This is a genomic window from Shewanella marisflavi (assembly GCF_023283925.1).
Taxonomy (GTDB): Bacteria; Pseudomonadota; Gammaproteobacteria; order Enterobacterales; family Shewanellaceae; genus Shewanella; species Shewanella marisflavi.
Window position 1 is genome coordinate 584,181 of the sequence record NZ_JAKIKX010000002.1, and the last position, 14,092, is coordinate 598,272.

The 14,092-nt window shown below is 49.4% G+C and carries 17 protein-coding genes; 8 read left to right on the forward strand and 9 right to left on the reverse strand.

The features are described from left to right. The 8 genes from hscA to trmJ form a co-directional block, all read right to left on the reverse strand. Complete coding sequence (hscA, locus tag L2712_RS07365) at nucleotides 1-1,863, reverse strand: Fe-S protein assembly chaperone HscA (protein WP_248977367.1); 1,863 nt, start codon at nucleotides 1,861-1,863, stop codon at nucleotides 1-3. A 63-nt stretch (nucleotides 1,864-1,926) separates the two neighbouring features. Beyond that, nucleotides 1,927-2,448, reverse strand: a complete 522-nt coding sequence (gene hscB / locus L2712_RS07370; RefSeq protein ID WP_033539175.1) for a co-chaperone HscB — start codon at nucleotides 2,446-2,448, stop codon at nucleotides 1,927-1,929. Between the two features lie 17 nt (nucleotides 2,449-2,465). Beyond that, nucleotides 2,466-2,789, reverse strand: a complete 324-nt coding sequence (iscA, locus tag L2712_RS07375; RefSeq protein ID WP_033539174.1) for an iron-sulfur cluster assembly protein IscA — start codon at nucleotides 2,787-2,789, stop codon at nucleotides 2,466-2,468. Between the two features lie 14 nt (nucleotides 2,790-2,803). Next, the gene (gene iscU, locus L2712_RS07380) at nucleotides 2,804-3,187 is read right to left on the reverse strand and encodes a Fe-S cluster assembly scaffold IscU (protein ID WP_011866113.1); all 384 of its coding nucleotides are present in this window, start codon (nucleotides 3,185-3,187) and stop codon (nucleotides 2,804-2,806) included. Nucleotides 3,188-3,223: 36 nt separating this feature from the next. Further along, on the reverse strand, nucleotides 3,224-4,438 hold the full coding sequence (locus tag L2712_RS07385; RefSeq protein WP_248977368.1) for an IscS subfamily cysteine desulfurase: 1,215 nt from the start codon (nucleotides 4,436-4,438) through the stop codon (nucleotides 3,224-3,226). Nucleotides 4,439-4,515: 77 nt separating this feature from the next. Beyond that, nucleotides 4,516-4,977, reverse strand: a complete 462-nt coding sequence (gene iscR, locus L2712_RS07390) for a Fe-S cluster assembly transcriptional regulator IscR (protein WP_033539172.1) — start codon at nucleotides 4,975-4,977, stop codon at nucleotides 4,516-4,518. Nucleotides 4,978-5,172: 195 nt separating this feature from the next. Beyond that, nucleotides 5,173-5,994: a serine O-acetyltransferase gene (cysE, locus tag L2712_RS07395; RefSeq protein WP_033539171.1), complete on the reverse strand. Its 822-nt coding sequence runs from the start codon at nucleotides 5,992-5,994 to the stop codon at nucleotides 5,173-5,175. A 4-nt stretch (nucleotides 5,995-5,998) separates the two neighbouring features. Continuing rightward, complete coding sequence (gene trmJ, locus L2712_RS07400; protein WP_248977369.1) at nucleotides 5,999-6,760, reverse strand: tRNA (cytosine(32)/uridine(32)-2'-O)-methyltransferase TrmJ; 762 nt, start codon at nucleotides 6,758-6,760, stop codon at nucleotides 5,999-6,001. Nucleotides 6,761-6,916: 156 nt separating this feature from the next. Between trmJ and suhB the strand changes: the two genes are divergently transcribed. The 6 genes from suhB to L2712_RS07430 all read left to right on the forward strand — a co-directional run bounded on the left by suhB (nucleotide 6,917) and on the right by L2712_RS07430 (nucleotide 11,233). Beyond that, complete coding sequence (suhB, locus tag L2712_RS07405) at nucleotides 6,917-7,720, forward strand: inositol-1-monophosphatase (RefSeq protein WP_033539268.1); 804 nt, start codon at nucleotides 6,917-6,919, stop codon at nucleotides 7,718-7,720. A gap of 171 nt (nucleotides 7,721-7,891) precedes the next feature. Then, on the forward strand, nucleotides 7,892-9,064 hold the full coding sequence (locus tag L2712_RS07410) for an NnrS family protein (protein ID WP_033539169.1): 1,173 nt from the start codon (nucleotides 7,892-7,894) through the stop codon (nucleotides 9,062-9,064). 111 nt (nucleotides 9,065-9,175) lie between these two features. After that, complete coding sequence (locus L2712_RS07415) at nucleotides 9,176-9,580, forward strand: phosphate-starvation-inducible protein PsiE (RefSeq protein ID WP_033539168.1); 405 nt, start codon at nucleotides 9,176-9,178, stop codon at nucleotides 9,578-9,580. A gap of 240 nt (nucleotides 9,581-9,820) precedes the next feature. Next, complete coding sequence (locus L2712_RS07420; RefSeq protein ID WP_033539167.1) at nucleotides 9,821-10,120, forward strand: PilZ domain-containing protein; 300 nt, start codon at nucleotides 9,821-9,823, stop codon at nucleotides 10,118-10,120. Nucleotides 10,121-10,233: 113 nt separating this feature from the next. After that, entirely contained in the window at nucleotides 10,234-10,902 is a 669-nt protein-coding gene (locus tag L2712_RS07425; protein WP_033539166.1) for an AAA family ATPase, read from the forward strand. Then, nucleotides 10,889-11,233, forward strand: coding sequence for a hypothetical protein (locus L2712_RS07430; RefSeq protein ID WP_033539165.1), 345 nt, complete (start codon nucleotides 10,889-10,891; stop codon nucleotides 11,231-11,233). The genes L2712_RS07425 and L2712_RS07430 overlap by 14 nt, the downstream gene beginning before the upstream one ends. Here L2712_RS07430 and L2712_RS07435 read toward each other — a convergent pair. Then, nucleotides 11,230-11,472, reverse strand: a complete 243-nt coding sequence (locus L2712_RS07435) for a YecH family metal-binding protein (protein ID WP_033539267.1) — start codon at nucleotides 11,470-11,472, stop codon at nucleotides 11,230-11,232. The two genes, L2712_RS07430 and L2712_RS07435, sit on opposite strands and share 4 nt — an antisense overlap. A gap of 160 nt (nucleotides 11,473-11,632) precedes the next feature. Here L2712_RS07435 and L2712_RS07440 point away from each other — a divergent pair, with 160 nt between their 5' ends. Together L2712_RS07440 and btsR are read left to right on the forward strand one after the other, a co-directional pair. Further along, nucleotides 11,633-13,330 carry a sensor histidine kinase gene (locus L2712_RS07440; RefSeq protein ID WP_248977370.1) on the forward strand — a complete coding sequence of 566 codons (1,698 nt, stop codon included), beginning with the start codon at nucleotides 11,633-11,635 and terminating at the stop codon, nucleotides 13,328-13,330. Further along, a complete protein-coding gene (btsR, locus tag L2712_RS07445) occupies nucleotides 13,327-14,037 on the forward strand; it encodes a two-component system response regulator BtsR (protein WP_248977371.1) in 711 nt (236 codons plus the stop codon). Before L2712_RS07440 ends, btsR begins: the two co-directional genes overlap by 4 nt. The last annotated feature ends 55 nt before the right edge of the window (nucleotides 14,038-14,092 follow it).

Here is a 14,092-nt window from a genome sequence, read left to right on the forward strand (position 1 = left end):
CTATAGTTTGTCAACCGACTGACCTTTAAGCGCCAATCGAATGGAATTATCCATACGTTTTGCTGCAAAGCTTTGGCTGGCATCGTCAAGCGACGCTATAGCCTTCTCGATAGCATCCGTATCTTCTTGACTGGCCACTTCAGCCAGGTGAGTCATTCCCTTGGCGATCGCCGCAGACTCTTCGGCATCAAGCAGGGCACCATCTTTGGCCAATGCGGCCGATAAAGACTCAAGCACCCGAGCGGCTTCTACTTGCTGCTCAGCCAACATACGACGCTCGATATCATCTTTAGCATGGGCCATCGAATCTTTGAGCATAGTGCCAATCTCTTCATCGGTAAGACCGAATGAAGGTTTAACCTGAATGGTTGCCTGAACGCCAGACGATTTCTCCATAGCGGTGACGCTGAGCAAACCATCGGCATCAACCTGGAAGGTAACGCGAATATGGGCTGCACCGGCTGCCATTGGTGGTATACCTTTGAGGGTAAAACGCGCCAGAGAGCGACAATCTGCAACCAGCTCACGCTCGCCCTGCACCACATGAAATGCCATGGCAGTTTGACCATCTTTAAAGGTAGTAAACTCCTGGGCACGGGCAACTGGAATAGTCGTATTGCGGGAAACCACTTTTTCCACCAGTCCGCCCATGGTCTCGATCCCTAAAGAAAGAGGGATCACATCCAATAGCAAGAGATCAGATTCAGGCTTGTTGCCCACCAGAATATCGGCCTGAATCGCTGCGCCGATAGCGACCACGCGATCGGGATCGATAGAGGTCAAAGGCACCTTACCGAAGAAACCTTCGACACGTTCACGCACCAAAGGCACACGGGTCGAGCCACCCACCATGACGGTTTCAAGCACCTCGTCGGCACTGATACCGGCATCACGCAAAGCGCGGCGACAGCTGGCAATTGTTTTCTTAACCAGAGGTTCAATCAGGGCATCAAACTGTGCCTTGTCGACCACTTGCTCAAATACCTCGCCCGCAGCCATCGTCAGGCGAGCGGTTACGCTTTCCTGCTCGGTTAGCGCTTCTTTCACGCGGCGGCTCTCAATAAGCAGTGCGCGACGCTCACTGGCCGTGAGGCTTGAAAGTTGCCAGCTCTGCTGCAGATGCTCGGCTAAGGCGTGATCGAAATCATCGCCGCCCAGGGCCGAATCGCCGCCGGTGGCCATCACTTCAAACACCCCTTTGTTGAGGCGTAAAATAGAAATATCGAAGGTACCACCACCCAAATCATAGATGGCTATCACGCCTTCTTGACCCGAATCGAGCCCGTAGGCGATAGCCGCAGCGGTGGGTTCATTCAGCAGACGCAGCACCTTGACCCCAAGCAAGCTTGCCGCTTCCTTGGTGCCCTGACGCTGGGCATCATCAAAATAGGCGGGGACTGTGATCACCACACCTTCTAACGAACCGCCTAGGGTCTTTTCGGCGCGTTCGACCAAGGGTCTTAGAATGTCAGCCGAAATTTGAATAGGGTTAAACTGGCCCGCCTGAGTATTAAACAACGGCAGGCCGTTTTCACTGGCGGAGAACTGATAAGGAAGTGAGGCATCCTTGGCCTGAATATCTCTCAGGCTGCGTCCCATGAAACGTTTCACCGAGACCACAGTATTAAGCGGGTCTTGGGCCGAAAAACGCTCGGCATCGACTCCTACCTGGACTCCATCTTCACTGTAACGCACCACTGATGCTAATGCATGACGGCCAGATTCGTCTGCCAAGGTGTCGGCGACGCCACTGCGTACTGCCGCCACCAGAGAGTTGGTTGTACCTAAGTCAATGCCTACCGCCAGCCTATGCTGGTGCGGTGCGGCGCTCTGTCCGGGTTCAGCGATCTGCAAAAGTGCCATATCTTTCCAACTTAAAAAAATAAAGGCTCAAGCAATATTGAGCCAACTAAACATGAATCACGCTTAAAAGAGAGCGTCTTCCGCTCGCTCGAGTTCCGCCTGCAACTTCGCCATAAACTTGAGCTTACGCACCAGATCGGCGGCCTGTTCCAGAATCGGCTGATCAGAAGACTCTATAAACTGGGCAAGTTGTGCCGTGATGGCACTGCGATACTCACTAAAGGATTGGTGCAGGTGCTCGATGACCTCATCGGGATCGTCACTGTCGGCAATCTCCTCTAAGGCCTCACGCCACTCCATCTGCTGCATCAAAAACCCAGTATCTTTCACTGTGGTCGACTCGTGGCTTAAGTCTATTCCTTTGAGGCTCAGCATATGCTCGGCGCGCGAGATAGGATGTTTTAAGGTGTTATAACCATCGTTTACCTGTGCGGTACGTTGCACGGCCAGGCGCTTATCTTGCTCGCTGGCATTGGCAAACTTATCTGGATGGACCGCCCTTTGCAGCTCGCGATAGCGTTCTGACAATATGGCGGTATCCAGGTCAAACTCTGGCGATAAACTAAACAGCTCAAAATAGTTCATGAATCTAGATTCGGTCGCTAAACGGTAAAGCTTTCGCCGCAGCCGCACTCCCCTTTAGCATTTGGGTTATTAAACTGAAAACCTTCGTTGAGCCCTTCTTTGACGAAGTCCAACTCAATACCTTGCAGGTAGATGAAACTCTTAGCATCAATGATGATTTTCACACCATCGATCTCATAAACTTCATCGTCATCATTAAGGTCATCGACAAATTCCAGCACGTAAGCCATGCCGGAACATCCCGAGGTTTTCAGCCCCAAACGTAATCCGATACCTTTACCACGGTTGGCCAAGAAGCTTCTTACTCGCTCGGCCGCCGCCGGTGTCATCGTTATTGCCATTGTTACTCCGACTATTACTTTTCGTGCTTGGCCTTATATTCGTCTAACGCTGCTTTAATCGCATCTTCTGCCAAAATTGAGCAGTGGATCTTCACAGGTGGTAGGGCAAGCTCTTCAGCAATATCCGTATTTTTAATGGCTTGCGCTTCTTCAATCGTCTTGCCTTTCACCCACTCGGTGACCAAAGAGCTAGACGCGATAGCGCTACCACAACCATAAGTCTTGAACTTGGCATCTTCGATAATGCCATTGTCATCGATCTTCAGCTGTAACTTCATGACGTCACCACAGGCAGGCGCACCTACCATACCGGTAACCACTGAAGGATCGTTCTTGTCGAATGAACCTACGTTACGCGGGTTCTCATAATGATCTATTACTTTTTCACTGTAAGCCATGATTCTGCTCCACTCTTTATTCGTTTATCAGCCGGATTAATGATGTGCCCATTGCACTGTTGATAGGTCGACACCATCTTTGAACATCTCCCACAGTGGAGACATCTCTCTCAATTGGCCGATAGACTTGGTAATGGTCTCGATCGCATGGTCAATCTCCTCTTCAGTCGTGAAACGACCGATAGAGAAACGGATTGAACTGTGCGCCATTTCATCGTTTAACCCTAATGCACGAAGCACATAGCTAGGCTCTAAGCTTGCCGAGGTACAGGCCGACCCTGAAGAGACCGCCAGATCTTTAAGGGCCATCATCAAAGATTCACCTTCGACGAAGTTAAAGCTGACGTTCAGGCTGCCGCAGTATCTTTGCTCTGCATCACCATTGATATAAGTTTCTTCGATATGCTTGATACCGTCCCACAGTCTGTCGCGTAGACGACGGATACGAGCGTTATCACTTTCCATATCGGCTTTGGCAATCGCCGCAGCTTCACCCATGCCCACAATCTGGTGAGTCGCCAGGGTACCACTGCGCATACCACGCTCATGTCCACCACCGTGCATGGTCGCTTCCAAACGAATACGTGGCTTACGACGTACGTACAAGGCTCCAATACCTTTAGGACCGTACATCTTGTGCGCTGAAATAGACATCAGATCGACCTTGCTCTTTTGCAGATCGACTGGCAGCTTACCTACGCTTTGAGCGGCATCCACATGGAATATCACCTTCTTGGCGCGGCACAGTTCGCCGATGGCGTCGATGTCATGGATCACGCCAATCTCGTTGTTGACATGCATCAAACTCAACAAGATGGTGTCTTCGCGCATCGCAGCTTCGATTTTCTCAATTGGAATGATGCCGTTTGACTCAGGCTCAAGGTAAGTCACTTCGTAGCCTTCACGCTCAAGCTGGCGACAGGTATCCAACACGGCTTTGTGTTCTGTCTTACTGGTGATGATGTGCTTGCCTTTCTTATGGTAAAAATGCGCAACACCCTTAATGGCCAAGTTATCAGACTCGGTGGCACCAGAAGTGAAAACAATCTCACGAGGATCGGCGTTAATCAGCTCAGCAACTTGATTACGGGCGATATCGACCGCCTCTTCAGCTTGCCAACCGTAACGGTGAGAACGTGAAGCGGGGTTACCAAAAATCCCGTCCATCGTCATGTATTGCATCATTTTTTCTGCAACTCGAGGATCGACTGGCGTCGTTGCAGCATAATCTAAATAAATAGGAAGCTTCATCTCACACTCCGTACTTAGTAGTCTTCGCTCGACCACTTACCACGTACATATAGTAATAATTAAATAACAAAGTTAACTTATACGGTTACTCTTTGTTCCTGTTGCATCTTGTCTTGCTTTATTGAGATAAATTGCACATCTCTTTTATTCATCAGACCCGCAAGGCTAATGCCATTTAAAAAATCTGAAATCTGTTTACTCAAATCACCCCAGAGCGAATGGGTTAAACACCGACTGCCGCTCTGGCAATTTCCCAGTCCTTGACAACGCGTGGCGTCAACTGACTCATCCACCGCCCTGACGACCATGCCCACAGAGATATCGCTGGCGTCATACCCGAGGCGATAACCGCCACCAGGTCCTCTTACGCTAGAGACCAATCCATGTTTACGTAATTTGGCGAAGAGTTGTTCAAGATAGGAAAGGGAGATTCCCTGACGCTCGGAGATGTCAGCTAATGGGACTGGGCCAGATGTAGAATGCATTGCAACGTCTAACATTGCCGTTACCGCATACCGACCTTTTGAAGTTAGTTTCATAGCTACCACTGCTCTCTAAAATGCTTAAGTCAATTCAACCATACCTGACTGTTTTAGTCAAGTATAAAACCTAGCAAGTTAGTCAGGTATTAAGAACGTTATCGGAAACAGGAAATACCCTGCTTCGTTGCTGGGGTATTTAACCTGTTTCAACGCAAAGATTCAACGCTGAGGGGCAATAAATCTCACTCTTTATCAAATAATGGGATCAAACTCATCTATCGCCTGCTGACGCTTCTCGGCCGCGGCTTGTTCAGCATCACTAAATTCGCCCACTTCGAGCTCTGGTAGTCTCTCGGTACAAACACTTCCACCCATACTCTGAACCGCTTGACACACCTCTTGTACCTTAGAGTCCATCAGATGCATATGATCTAACATCTGCCCAATGGCATTTGCCACTGGATCGGGATTATCTGGGGAGACAGCGTACGCATCAAAGCCATATTTCTTGGCCATCTCGGTGCGGCGCTGAGCATGCTCTTTAGACTCATCACTGGGTTTCGCCACCACACGGGCCGGTATACCCACCACAGTTGTGTCTTTAGGCACCTCTTTCACCACGACAGAATTGGAGCCAACGCGGGCGCCATCATGCATAGTAATAGGCCCGAGGATCTTAGCACCAGCGCCGATCACCACATTGTTTCCCAGGGTCGGGTGGCGTTTGCCCGCCTGCCAGGTAGTGCCCCCCAAGGTGACACCGTGATACAGGGTACAATCGTTACCAATTTCGGCGGTCTCACCGATCACAACGCCCATGCCATGGTCGATGAAGAATCGGTCGCCTATGGTGGCGCCAGGATGAATCTCCACCCCGGTCAACCAGCGAGAGAAGGTCGAAATCATACGCGCCGTCAGGCACCATTTGCGCTTCCAAAGTTTGTGGCTGATGCGATGGATCCAGATAGCCTGCATCCCCGGATAGTTCAGCAAGATCTCTAACGTACCGTTAGCCGCCGGATCTCTATGATAAATGGAGGCTATGTCATCTTTAATTCTGGAAATCACGCCCATGGCTCTATTCTTCCTTCGTTGACCGCTTATCTTGTTCAACCACTTGTTGTGCCAATTCGACTTTCTTATCTACCGAGGTCAAGATGCCACGAAGAATATTCATCTCCTGGCTTTCAATCCTCGCCCGGCTAAATAAGCGTCTGAGTTTAGTCATTACCTGACCTGGATGCTGCTTGATGATAAATCCGGTACCCAGCAAGGTATTTTCCAGGTGGACAAAGAAATTCTCCTGCTCTTTGGCCAGCGGATAATCTTGTTCCTCAACCACTTCAGGGGTCATATTCAGGTGAGCAACACGAGCCTCGTAACAGATGAGCTGCACCGCTTGCGCCAGATTCAACGAAGTATATTCAGGGTTTGCCGGAATAGTCACATGATAGTTGCACTTTTGCAGTTCATCGTTGCTAAGGCCATTACTCTCACGGCCAAATACAATGGCAACGGGTCCGTTTACGGCAGCATTCGCCAATTTCTCACCGGCTTGACGTGGATCCAGCATAGGCCAATCTAAGGTGCGACTACGGGCACTGGTAGCGATCACCAGACTACAATCGGCGATTGCATCGGCCAGACAATCCACTGTCACCGCATGTTTGAGAATATCAGAAGCACCGGCTGCCAGCGCCACCGACTGACCGTCAGGTGCGACCTTAGGTTCGGCAAGATAAAGGGTGGAAAGTCCCATGGTTTTCATGGCACGGGCGGTTGAACCTATATTTCCAGGATGGGTTGTTCCTACGAGAACGACACGAATATTGCTAAGCATGAAACAATTTGATTTCTTTCTATAGAACAGTAGATTGATGGTATCACAGGGCGCTAAGATCCCTTAATACAAAAATCTATATTTGATATAACAGTAAAACGACGTATAATGTGCGCCGATTATTTATATCTGTTCTTTAACATCCAGGGGATTGTAATGCATCCGATGCAGACTATTGCTGTGCGCGCCGCTCGCGCTGCCGGCCAAACAATTATGCGCGCTTATACTGAACTCGATCGTATCGAAGTTAGCGCAAAAGGTATCAATGACTACGTGACTAACGTAGATAAAGAAGCAGAAGCTGCCATTACATATCAAATTCGTAAGTCGTACCCAGACCACACCATAGTTGGTGAAGAAAATGGTGAGAATAAGGGAAGCAATAGCGACTATATATGGATTGTTGATCCCTTGGATGGCACTAACAACTTTGTTAGAGGCATCCCCCATTTCGCGGTATCTATCGCCGTACAACACAAAGGCAAGACTGAAGTCGCCGTCGTTTACGATCCCGTTCGTGACGAGCTGTATACTGCCGTGCGCGGTAAAGGTGCCAAACTGAACGATTTCCGTCTTCGAGTCAGCAAGATCAATGACTTAAGCGATGCCATCGTTGGTACTGGTTTCCCTTTCAAGGCGAAACAGCATTCTGAAACTTACATGAAGTTGCTGACCTCAACTTTCAGCCAGTGCGCCGATCTTCGCCGTGCAGGCTCTGCTGCACTCGATCTCGCATACGTCGCAGCGGGCCGTATGGATGCCTTCTTTGAAATTGGTCTTAAGCCTTGGGATATCGCTGCCGGCGAACTGATTGTCCGCGAAGCAGGCGGCACAGTCACTGACTTTACCGGTAATCACGGTTACATGAGCTCAGGCAACATCATCGCCGGTAGCCCTAAGGCAACAGTTGCCATGGTCAAGAGCTTCCGCCCTCTACTGAGCGACGCCCTAAAGCGCTAATCACAGCCGCTAATCCTAATTTATGCTATAAGCCGCCACCTCTGTGGCGGTTTTTTTATGCCTTCAACTTTTTATCCTTGGCAAATATAAAAGCCACACCCGCTTATTTACATGCATATACAATACACCTTATAATACCCGACACAATTACTCGGATATATTGAGACGCATATGCTTAACATAGATGAACCCGCCCATCGACAACCCAAGCTGGCTTTACTGAGATTAGGTTTTCGTCCCTTCTTCCTATTTGGCGCTCTGTTTAGCCTCATTGCCCTGGCACTTTGGGGCAGTTTTCTTACCGGCCGTCTCGGCTTTGCCCCTCACGGCAATCCACTCTGGTGGCATGGGCATGAGATGCTGTTCGGTTTCGTGATGGCCATTGTTGCCGGCTTCTTGCTCACTGCATCACAAACCTGGACGGGGCAAAAGAGCATCAAGGGCTGGCCACTGGGTGCCCTCTTCCTGCTATGGCTAAGCCCACGCATTTTACTGATCAACAATCAATGGGGATCTTTTGAGGTTATCGCCTTGCTGGATCTCCTTTTCGCGCCTGTAACTGCACTGGTGCTCGCCAAACAAGTGATCGCAGTAAAACAGTGGCGCAACTTCGCCTTTATCCCTATCTTGCTGCTGCTCACCCTTGCTAACGCCCTGAGCTACTATGGCGTCAGCAGTCAAAACAGCTTGCTGGTATCTCATGCCTTTCACGGCGCGACCATCTTGATGGTCACCATAGTGGCGTTGATCGGTGGTCGAGTGATCCCATTTTTTACCGACCGAGCCACCCAGTGGCAGAGACTAGATAATATCTCATGGCTCGAAAAGCTCACCTTTGTCAGCTTAATTGCCTTGTTTATTGCCATGCTTATCGGCCAACCACTGCCCGTGATGATCTGCGCCGCCATCGCCGGCATTGCCCTTTTGGTACGCTGGTCTCGTTGGGGCGTCCAATCGACCCTTAAAGTGCCGCTACTTTGGTCACTACACCTTAGTTACCTTTGCATTCCAGCAGGGCTTTTGTTGATTGCCAGCGGGGCCGGCGTCTCAGCGGGTCTACATGCCATGACAGTCGGGGGACTGGGCGGGATGATCTTAGCTATGATGGCCAGGGTATCTCTGGGTCATACGGGGCGTAACCTGCTGCCGCCCAAAGTGATGCCCATTGCCTTTGGCTTAATCTTACTCTCAACGATAACTCGGGTATTGGCTAATCTATACCCTGAACAATTTATCTTCTGGCTGACGCTAGCCTTGCTTGCATGGATCATAGCGTTTGGGGCATTCGTGCTCTGTTATGCCCCCATTTTACTGCGTCCAAGAGTCGATGGTCGACCCGGCTAAGCGTGGTTAAATCGACGGTAAACATTCAGAATGTGAAAAGCGTCACAAACAGCCCCTAGCATAGCGCCCAATAGTTGTTACCATCTATAAAAACACTATTGAGCGCTATTTATGGGAAAACTCTACTCGCAATACGGCTCTAAAAGCCTCAAAGCAATAGAACATTTTGTTTTAATTATCATCGCCATCGCCACCATTATCGCTATCGGTCAAGAGGTAGTGCATATCATCAAGATGGGCGAAGTCGCACTGGCCGATCTTCTGTTGCTCTTCATCTATTTGGAAGTGTTGGCCATGGTGGCCAACTACGCAGAATCCGGTAAGCTACCGGTGCGTATGCCTCTGTATATCGCCATTGTCGCGCTGGCCCGTTATCTGATCCTTGATATGAAAGCTATGGAAGATTGGCGGATATTGGCAATTTCAGTCTCTACCTTAGTGCTAGCCAGCACGGTTATCGTGATCCGTTGGGGACAACTTAAACTGCCCTATCCACGTAAAGAGGATGATCACTAGCACCTTGAGGGGAGTCCACTTAGACTCCCCCTTATTTCAACCTGAATCGCTGGCGACTACCCACCACAGCATGCCCCACTAGCCAAGCGCTTTTCTTTTGTAAATCGACAACCAAGTCCCATCGATGCAGCAACATGAATAACTAACCGTTATTCATGTTGTTATAACTATTATTTCCCGTTAAAACTGTGCTACGTTTAAAGGGCTAAATTACTACCTATTACAGCAAGGACTACTCTGATGGATCAAAACGAAGATTTTGAAGAACGCCGCAAATCGCTACGAGTCGACATGGAAGCTGAGCGGGTCCTCATCTCTTGGACCGACGGCCTGGGCGTAGCACACACAGATGATGGGATCTGTATTGATCTGGCCCGCCGCGGCGTACTCATCGAATATAAGAAGCCCTTTACCCTTGGCGAACTAATAGAAATAACCTTTAACCCCAAGACCGACAAGCAGAACAGCATTAAGGCTCAGGTGTGCCGTTGCTCCGAATGTGGCCCTTTACGTTACCAGGTCGCAATGCAAATTGTTTAGCCTTTTCAGTCAACTAAAAACGAGAGTTCAGGCAGTATCTATAACTCTGTTCTATACTAAACAGCATCAGTTCCGTGAGATGAACCTGTGCTACAGTTCGAGGGAGACACGCTATGATTTTGCTTGTTGGGGGTGAAAAAGGAGGTGCGGGTAAAAGTTGCCTCGCCCAAAATATCGCCGTACATATCACTCAAAAATACCAGGCCAATGTATTAATGGTCGACTGTGATCCCCAGCGCACCACCTCGGATTGGATCCAGGCCCGTAACGAAGATGCCAGCCTCCCCGCCATTAACTGCATTCAGCTTTATGGTAAAATCCGTAATGATCTCTTAGGGTTAGATCAGAGATTCGACTATGTCATCGTCGATTGTGGTGGACAAGACAACCTTGCAATGCGCGCCGCCATGTCGGTGGCCACCTATGTGGTATTGCCACTGCGTCCAAAACGGCGGGATCTCAAAACCCTGCCTCACATGGAAGATATGCTCAGCACCTGTAAGATGGTGAACCCTAAGATGGTTGCCACTGTGGTCATGACCCAGTGTCCAGCCCTTCCCAGCCAATACAAGCGCATTCTCGAAGCCAAAGAGGTGGTGGAGTCGTTTGGACTCAGAGTGCTGGATTCGGTGACCTTTAGCCGTAACATCTACGATGACAGTGAAGAACAAGGATCGTCGGTCATCGAAATTGAACCGGATGGAAAAGCCGCCGCCGAAATACGTGCTATTGCAGATGAGCTGTTTGCAATACCACCAGAAAATTCTTATGAGCTTAACTGATCTTAAACGTCGTAAACCTAAACCACGAAAAAAACTATCGGTTGAAGAGTTTATCGAAGATGCTAACAACTATGCTTTTGGTCAACCCAGCCTGGCGAAGCGGATCAAAAAGAAACGCAAAACCAATACCACGGTCAACCAAAAAAAGCAGGCCAGCCGCATCTTTCGTCATGCGACCTTTACCCTAACAGAAACCAGTATCGCTCAACTCAATGAACTGGCGAAGGAGAGTAAGATCGCCAAGTCTCGTCTGATCCGAATGATGATCACCGAGTTCGCCAGTAAATCGAAGCAGCAGCTGCAAGCCTTAATTGAGGTTAGCGAAGATTAGTGATGGCAGATGCGATCGGCGGCGGTTTCAATTCCCGCTTCCGATTCAGTAAACTTGCCCTTTTGCTCAAGAAAAGCGATTAACTCCTGAGCGTCCATTTCACTGGCCGAACAGGTGTGATAACGGGCATTTTCACCAAAGGTTTGAGACATCAACTGAGTCAGTTCCCCTTTAGATACCGCGCGTCCCAAAGAGAGCATAAGTTCCATCACCTGATGGCCGTGTATTGAATCTGACATGATCTTCCTAAAAGACATAAAATAGATATACCTTTTATAGCCTATCTGAAATATGAAAACTTTGATCCGCTTGGCAAAGCCCGCCACTTGTTCTGAATCGAGCGTGGATGCTATGCTGCTCTCACTATGGCCTCTCATCTAAACGAGTATTATTGTCCCTATGCCGCTTATCCTATTACTCACCCAACAGATGTGCTTCTATCTGGTCATTGTCTACCTATTGAGTAAAACCCCATTCTTTAAGTTGTTTGCCGAAACCGCAACTCGCCTGCCCCATAAGATATATATCTATTTGATATTTTCAGGGTTTTGTATCATGGCCACCTATTTTGGTGAGCAAACCAACGATGCCATCGCCAACACCCGTGCCATGGGCGCCGTATTAGGTGGGCTACTTGGCGGGCCGGTTACCGGTTTTCTGGTGGGGCTCACCGGCGGATTACACAGATACAGTATGGGCGGTTTTACCGATCTGGCCTGCGCCATCTCCACCACACTCGAAGGCCTGTCCGCGGGCATCGTTGGCTACTATCTGCGTAAACAAAACCGCAGTGAAATGGTATACGCCCCGCTAGTTGTTGCCCTAGTCACCTTCTCCGCCGAGTTGTTACAGATGGCGCTGATCCTCGCCATCGCTAAGCCCTATGTCGATGCCGTTGCCCTGGTGAAGCAGATCGCTTTACCTATGTTGCTGGTGAACTCTATCGGTGCGGCCCTATTCATGAGCATGGTGCGGGATCAGAAAACCATGTTCGACAAGCTCTCATCGGCCTTCTCCACCAAGGCGCTAAAAATTGCCGAACGAAGTGTCGGTGTTCTCTCTAAAGGCTTCGATCAAGAGAGTAGCACTAAGGTTGCCCAGATCATTCTGGAGGAGACCAACGTCGGCGCAGTCGCCATTACCGACAGAAAGAAACTGCTGGCATTTATCGGCATCGGCGACGACCACCATATACCTGGTACCCCTATTTCATCTAAGATCACCCAAGATGCAATAGAGCAAAACTGCGTCATGTTTGCCGATGGCGTCGAGACCCCCTATGCCTGCTCGATTTCACCTCAATGCCGGCTGGGCTCCAGCCTAGTGATCCCTTTACGCTGCGAATCTGAGGTGATTGGCACCATCAAGCTCTATGAGCCGAAAAATAAGCTATTTCTCAATATCAATCGCACTCTGGGTGAAGGGATTGCCAGGTTAATGAGCAATCAAATTCTCTACGGCCGCTATGAACTGCAACAGAGCCTGCTAACCCAGGCTGAACTTAAACTGCTGCAGGCCCAGGTTAATCCCCATTTCCTATTTAATGCGCTCAACACCATTGCCGCCATCATAGGTAAAGACCCTTTGATGGCAAGACAGCTCATTCAACACCTGTCGCAGTTTCTGCGTATCAACCTTAAGCGCACCACGGGTCTGGTCACCTTAAGCGACGAACGGGAGCATATCGATGCTTACCTTACCATTGAAAAGGCGAGGTTTATCGACAGACTCACTGTACATATCGATATTCCAGAGAGCCTAAACCTCTATCGACTACCGGCATTTACCTTGCAGCCCATTATAGAAAATGCGGTAAAACACGGTACCTCTCACCTATTGGAGCCCGGAGAGATCTGGGTCAGTGGCAGAGTAGAGCAAGATTTATTAGTATTGGAAGTAAAAGACAATGCAGGTCTGTATCAGCCGGAACGCAATACAGACACCTCAGGATTAGGTATGTCCATCGTCCATAAGCGGATCCAGAGCCTATTTGGCCCCCAATATGGCGTTAAGATCAACTGCGAGAAGGACCGTTTTACTCAGGTTATAATTACTCTGCCGCTGAACCATGCGGCACAAACGGAACCCACAGCGTGATCACTTGTTTAATAATTGACGACGAACCCTTTGCTCGAGACGCTTTAGATGATCAACTCTCTGCCTATCCCGATATACAGGTGATTGGGCAGTGCAGCAACGCCATCGAGGGCATGCAGGCCATAGGCAAACTCAAGCCTCAACTGATCTTCGTCGATATACAGATGCCTAAAATCTCAGGCTTGGAAATGGTGGCCATGCTCGACCCCGACAGCATGCCCAGGGTGGTATTTGTCACAGCCTTCGATGAATATGCAATCAAAGCCTTCGACAACCACGCCTTCGATTACCTGCTAAAACCCGTCGATGAGGCCCGTCTTGCCACCACCATCGCCCGGGTTCGCCGTGATCTTCACCAACAACCCCTTGATGCGGTGTTACCCACACAGCTTGAACATGTTCCCTGCTACTGCGGCAATCGCCTCAAGGTGATCAATGTCGAAGAGGTGGAGTTCGCCTTTAGCGATCTTAGCGGTATCCATGTCAATACAGGCCACGAGCAGGTTCATACCCATCTGACCCTCAAGGTATTAGAGGAGAAAACGGATCTGGTACGCTGCCACAAGCAATACCTGGTATCCCCCCAAGCCATCAGCGAGATCGTCATCTTAGAAAATGGTGCCGAAGTGCTCACCCACTCAGGTAAGACAGTGCCAGTATCCAGACGCTTTCTTAAACCACTCAAACAACTCTTCGGCTTTCACTAATACCGTTACGGTCCTGAAATAACCGCTTAATCTGTTTATTCGACCACTCACCTAA

Coding starts and splice junctions, on each gene's coding strand:
- hscA (WP_248977367.1), bottom strand. CDS start 1,863: ATGGCACTTTTGCAGATCGCTGAACCCGGACAGAGCGCCGCACCGCAC.
- hscB (WP_033539175.1), bottom strand. CDS start 2,448: ATGAACTATTTTGAGCTGTTTAGTTTATCGCCAGAGTTTGACCTGGAT.
- iscA (WP_033539174.1), bottom strand. CDS start 2,789: ATGGCAATAACGATGACACCGGCGGCGGCCGAGCGAGTAAGAAGCTTC.
- iscU (WP_011866113.1), bottom strand. CDS start 3,187: ATGGCTTACAGTGAAAAAGTAATAGATCATTATGAGAACCCGCGTAAC.
- L2712_RS07385 (WP_248977368.1), bottom strand. CDS start 4,438: ATGAAGCTTCCTATTTATTTAGATTATGCTGCAACGACGCCAGTCGAT.
- iscR (WP_033539172.1), bottom strand. CDS start 4,977: ATGAAACTAACTTCAAAAGGTCGGTATGCGGTAACGGCAATGTTAGAC.
- cysE (WP_033539171.1), bottom strand. CDS start 5,994: ATGGGCGTGATTTCCAGAATTAAAGATGACATAGCCTCCATTTATCAT.
- trmJ (WP_248977369.1), bottom strand. CDS start 6,760: ATGCTTAGCAATATTCGTGTCGTTCTCGTAGGAACAACCCATCCTGGA.
- suhB (WP_033539268.1), top strand. CDS start 6,917: ATGCATCCGATGCAGACTATTGCTGTGCGCGCCGCTCGCGCTGCCGGC.
- L2712_RS07410 (WP_033539169.1), top strand. CDS start 7,892: ATGCTTAACATAGATGAACCCGCCCATCGACAACCCAAGCTGGCTTTA.
- L2712_RS07415 (WP_033539168.1), top strand. CDS start 9,176: ATGGGAAAACTCTACTCGCAATACGGCTCTAAAAGCCTCAAAGCAATA.
- L2712_RS07420 (WP_033539167.1), top strand. CDS start 9,821: ATGGATCAAAACGAAGATTTTGAAGAACGCCGCAAATCGCTACGAGTC.
- L2712_RS07425 (WP_033539166.1), top strand. CDS start 10,234: ATGATTTTGCTTGTTGGGGGTGAAAAAGGAGGTGCGGGTAAAAGTTGC.
- L2712_RS07430 (WP_033539165.1), top strand. CDS start 10,889: ATGAGCTTAACTGATCTTAAACGTCGTAAACCTAAACCACGAAAAAAA.
- L2712_RS07435 (WP_033539267.1), bottom strand. CDS start 11,472: ATGTCAGATTCAATACACGGCCATCAGGTGATGGAACTTATGCTCTCT.
- L2712_RS07440 (WP_248977370.1), top strand. CDS start 11,633: ATGCCGCTTATCCTATTACTCACCCAACAGATGTGCTTCTATCTGGTC.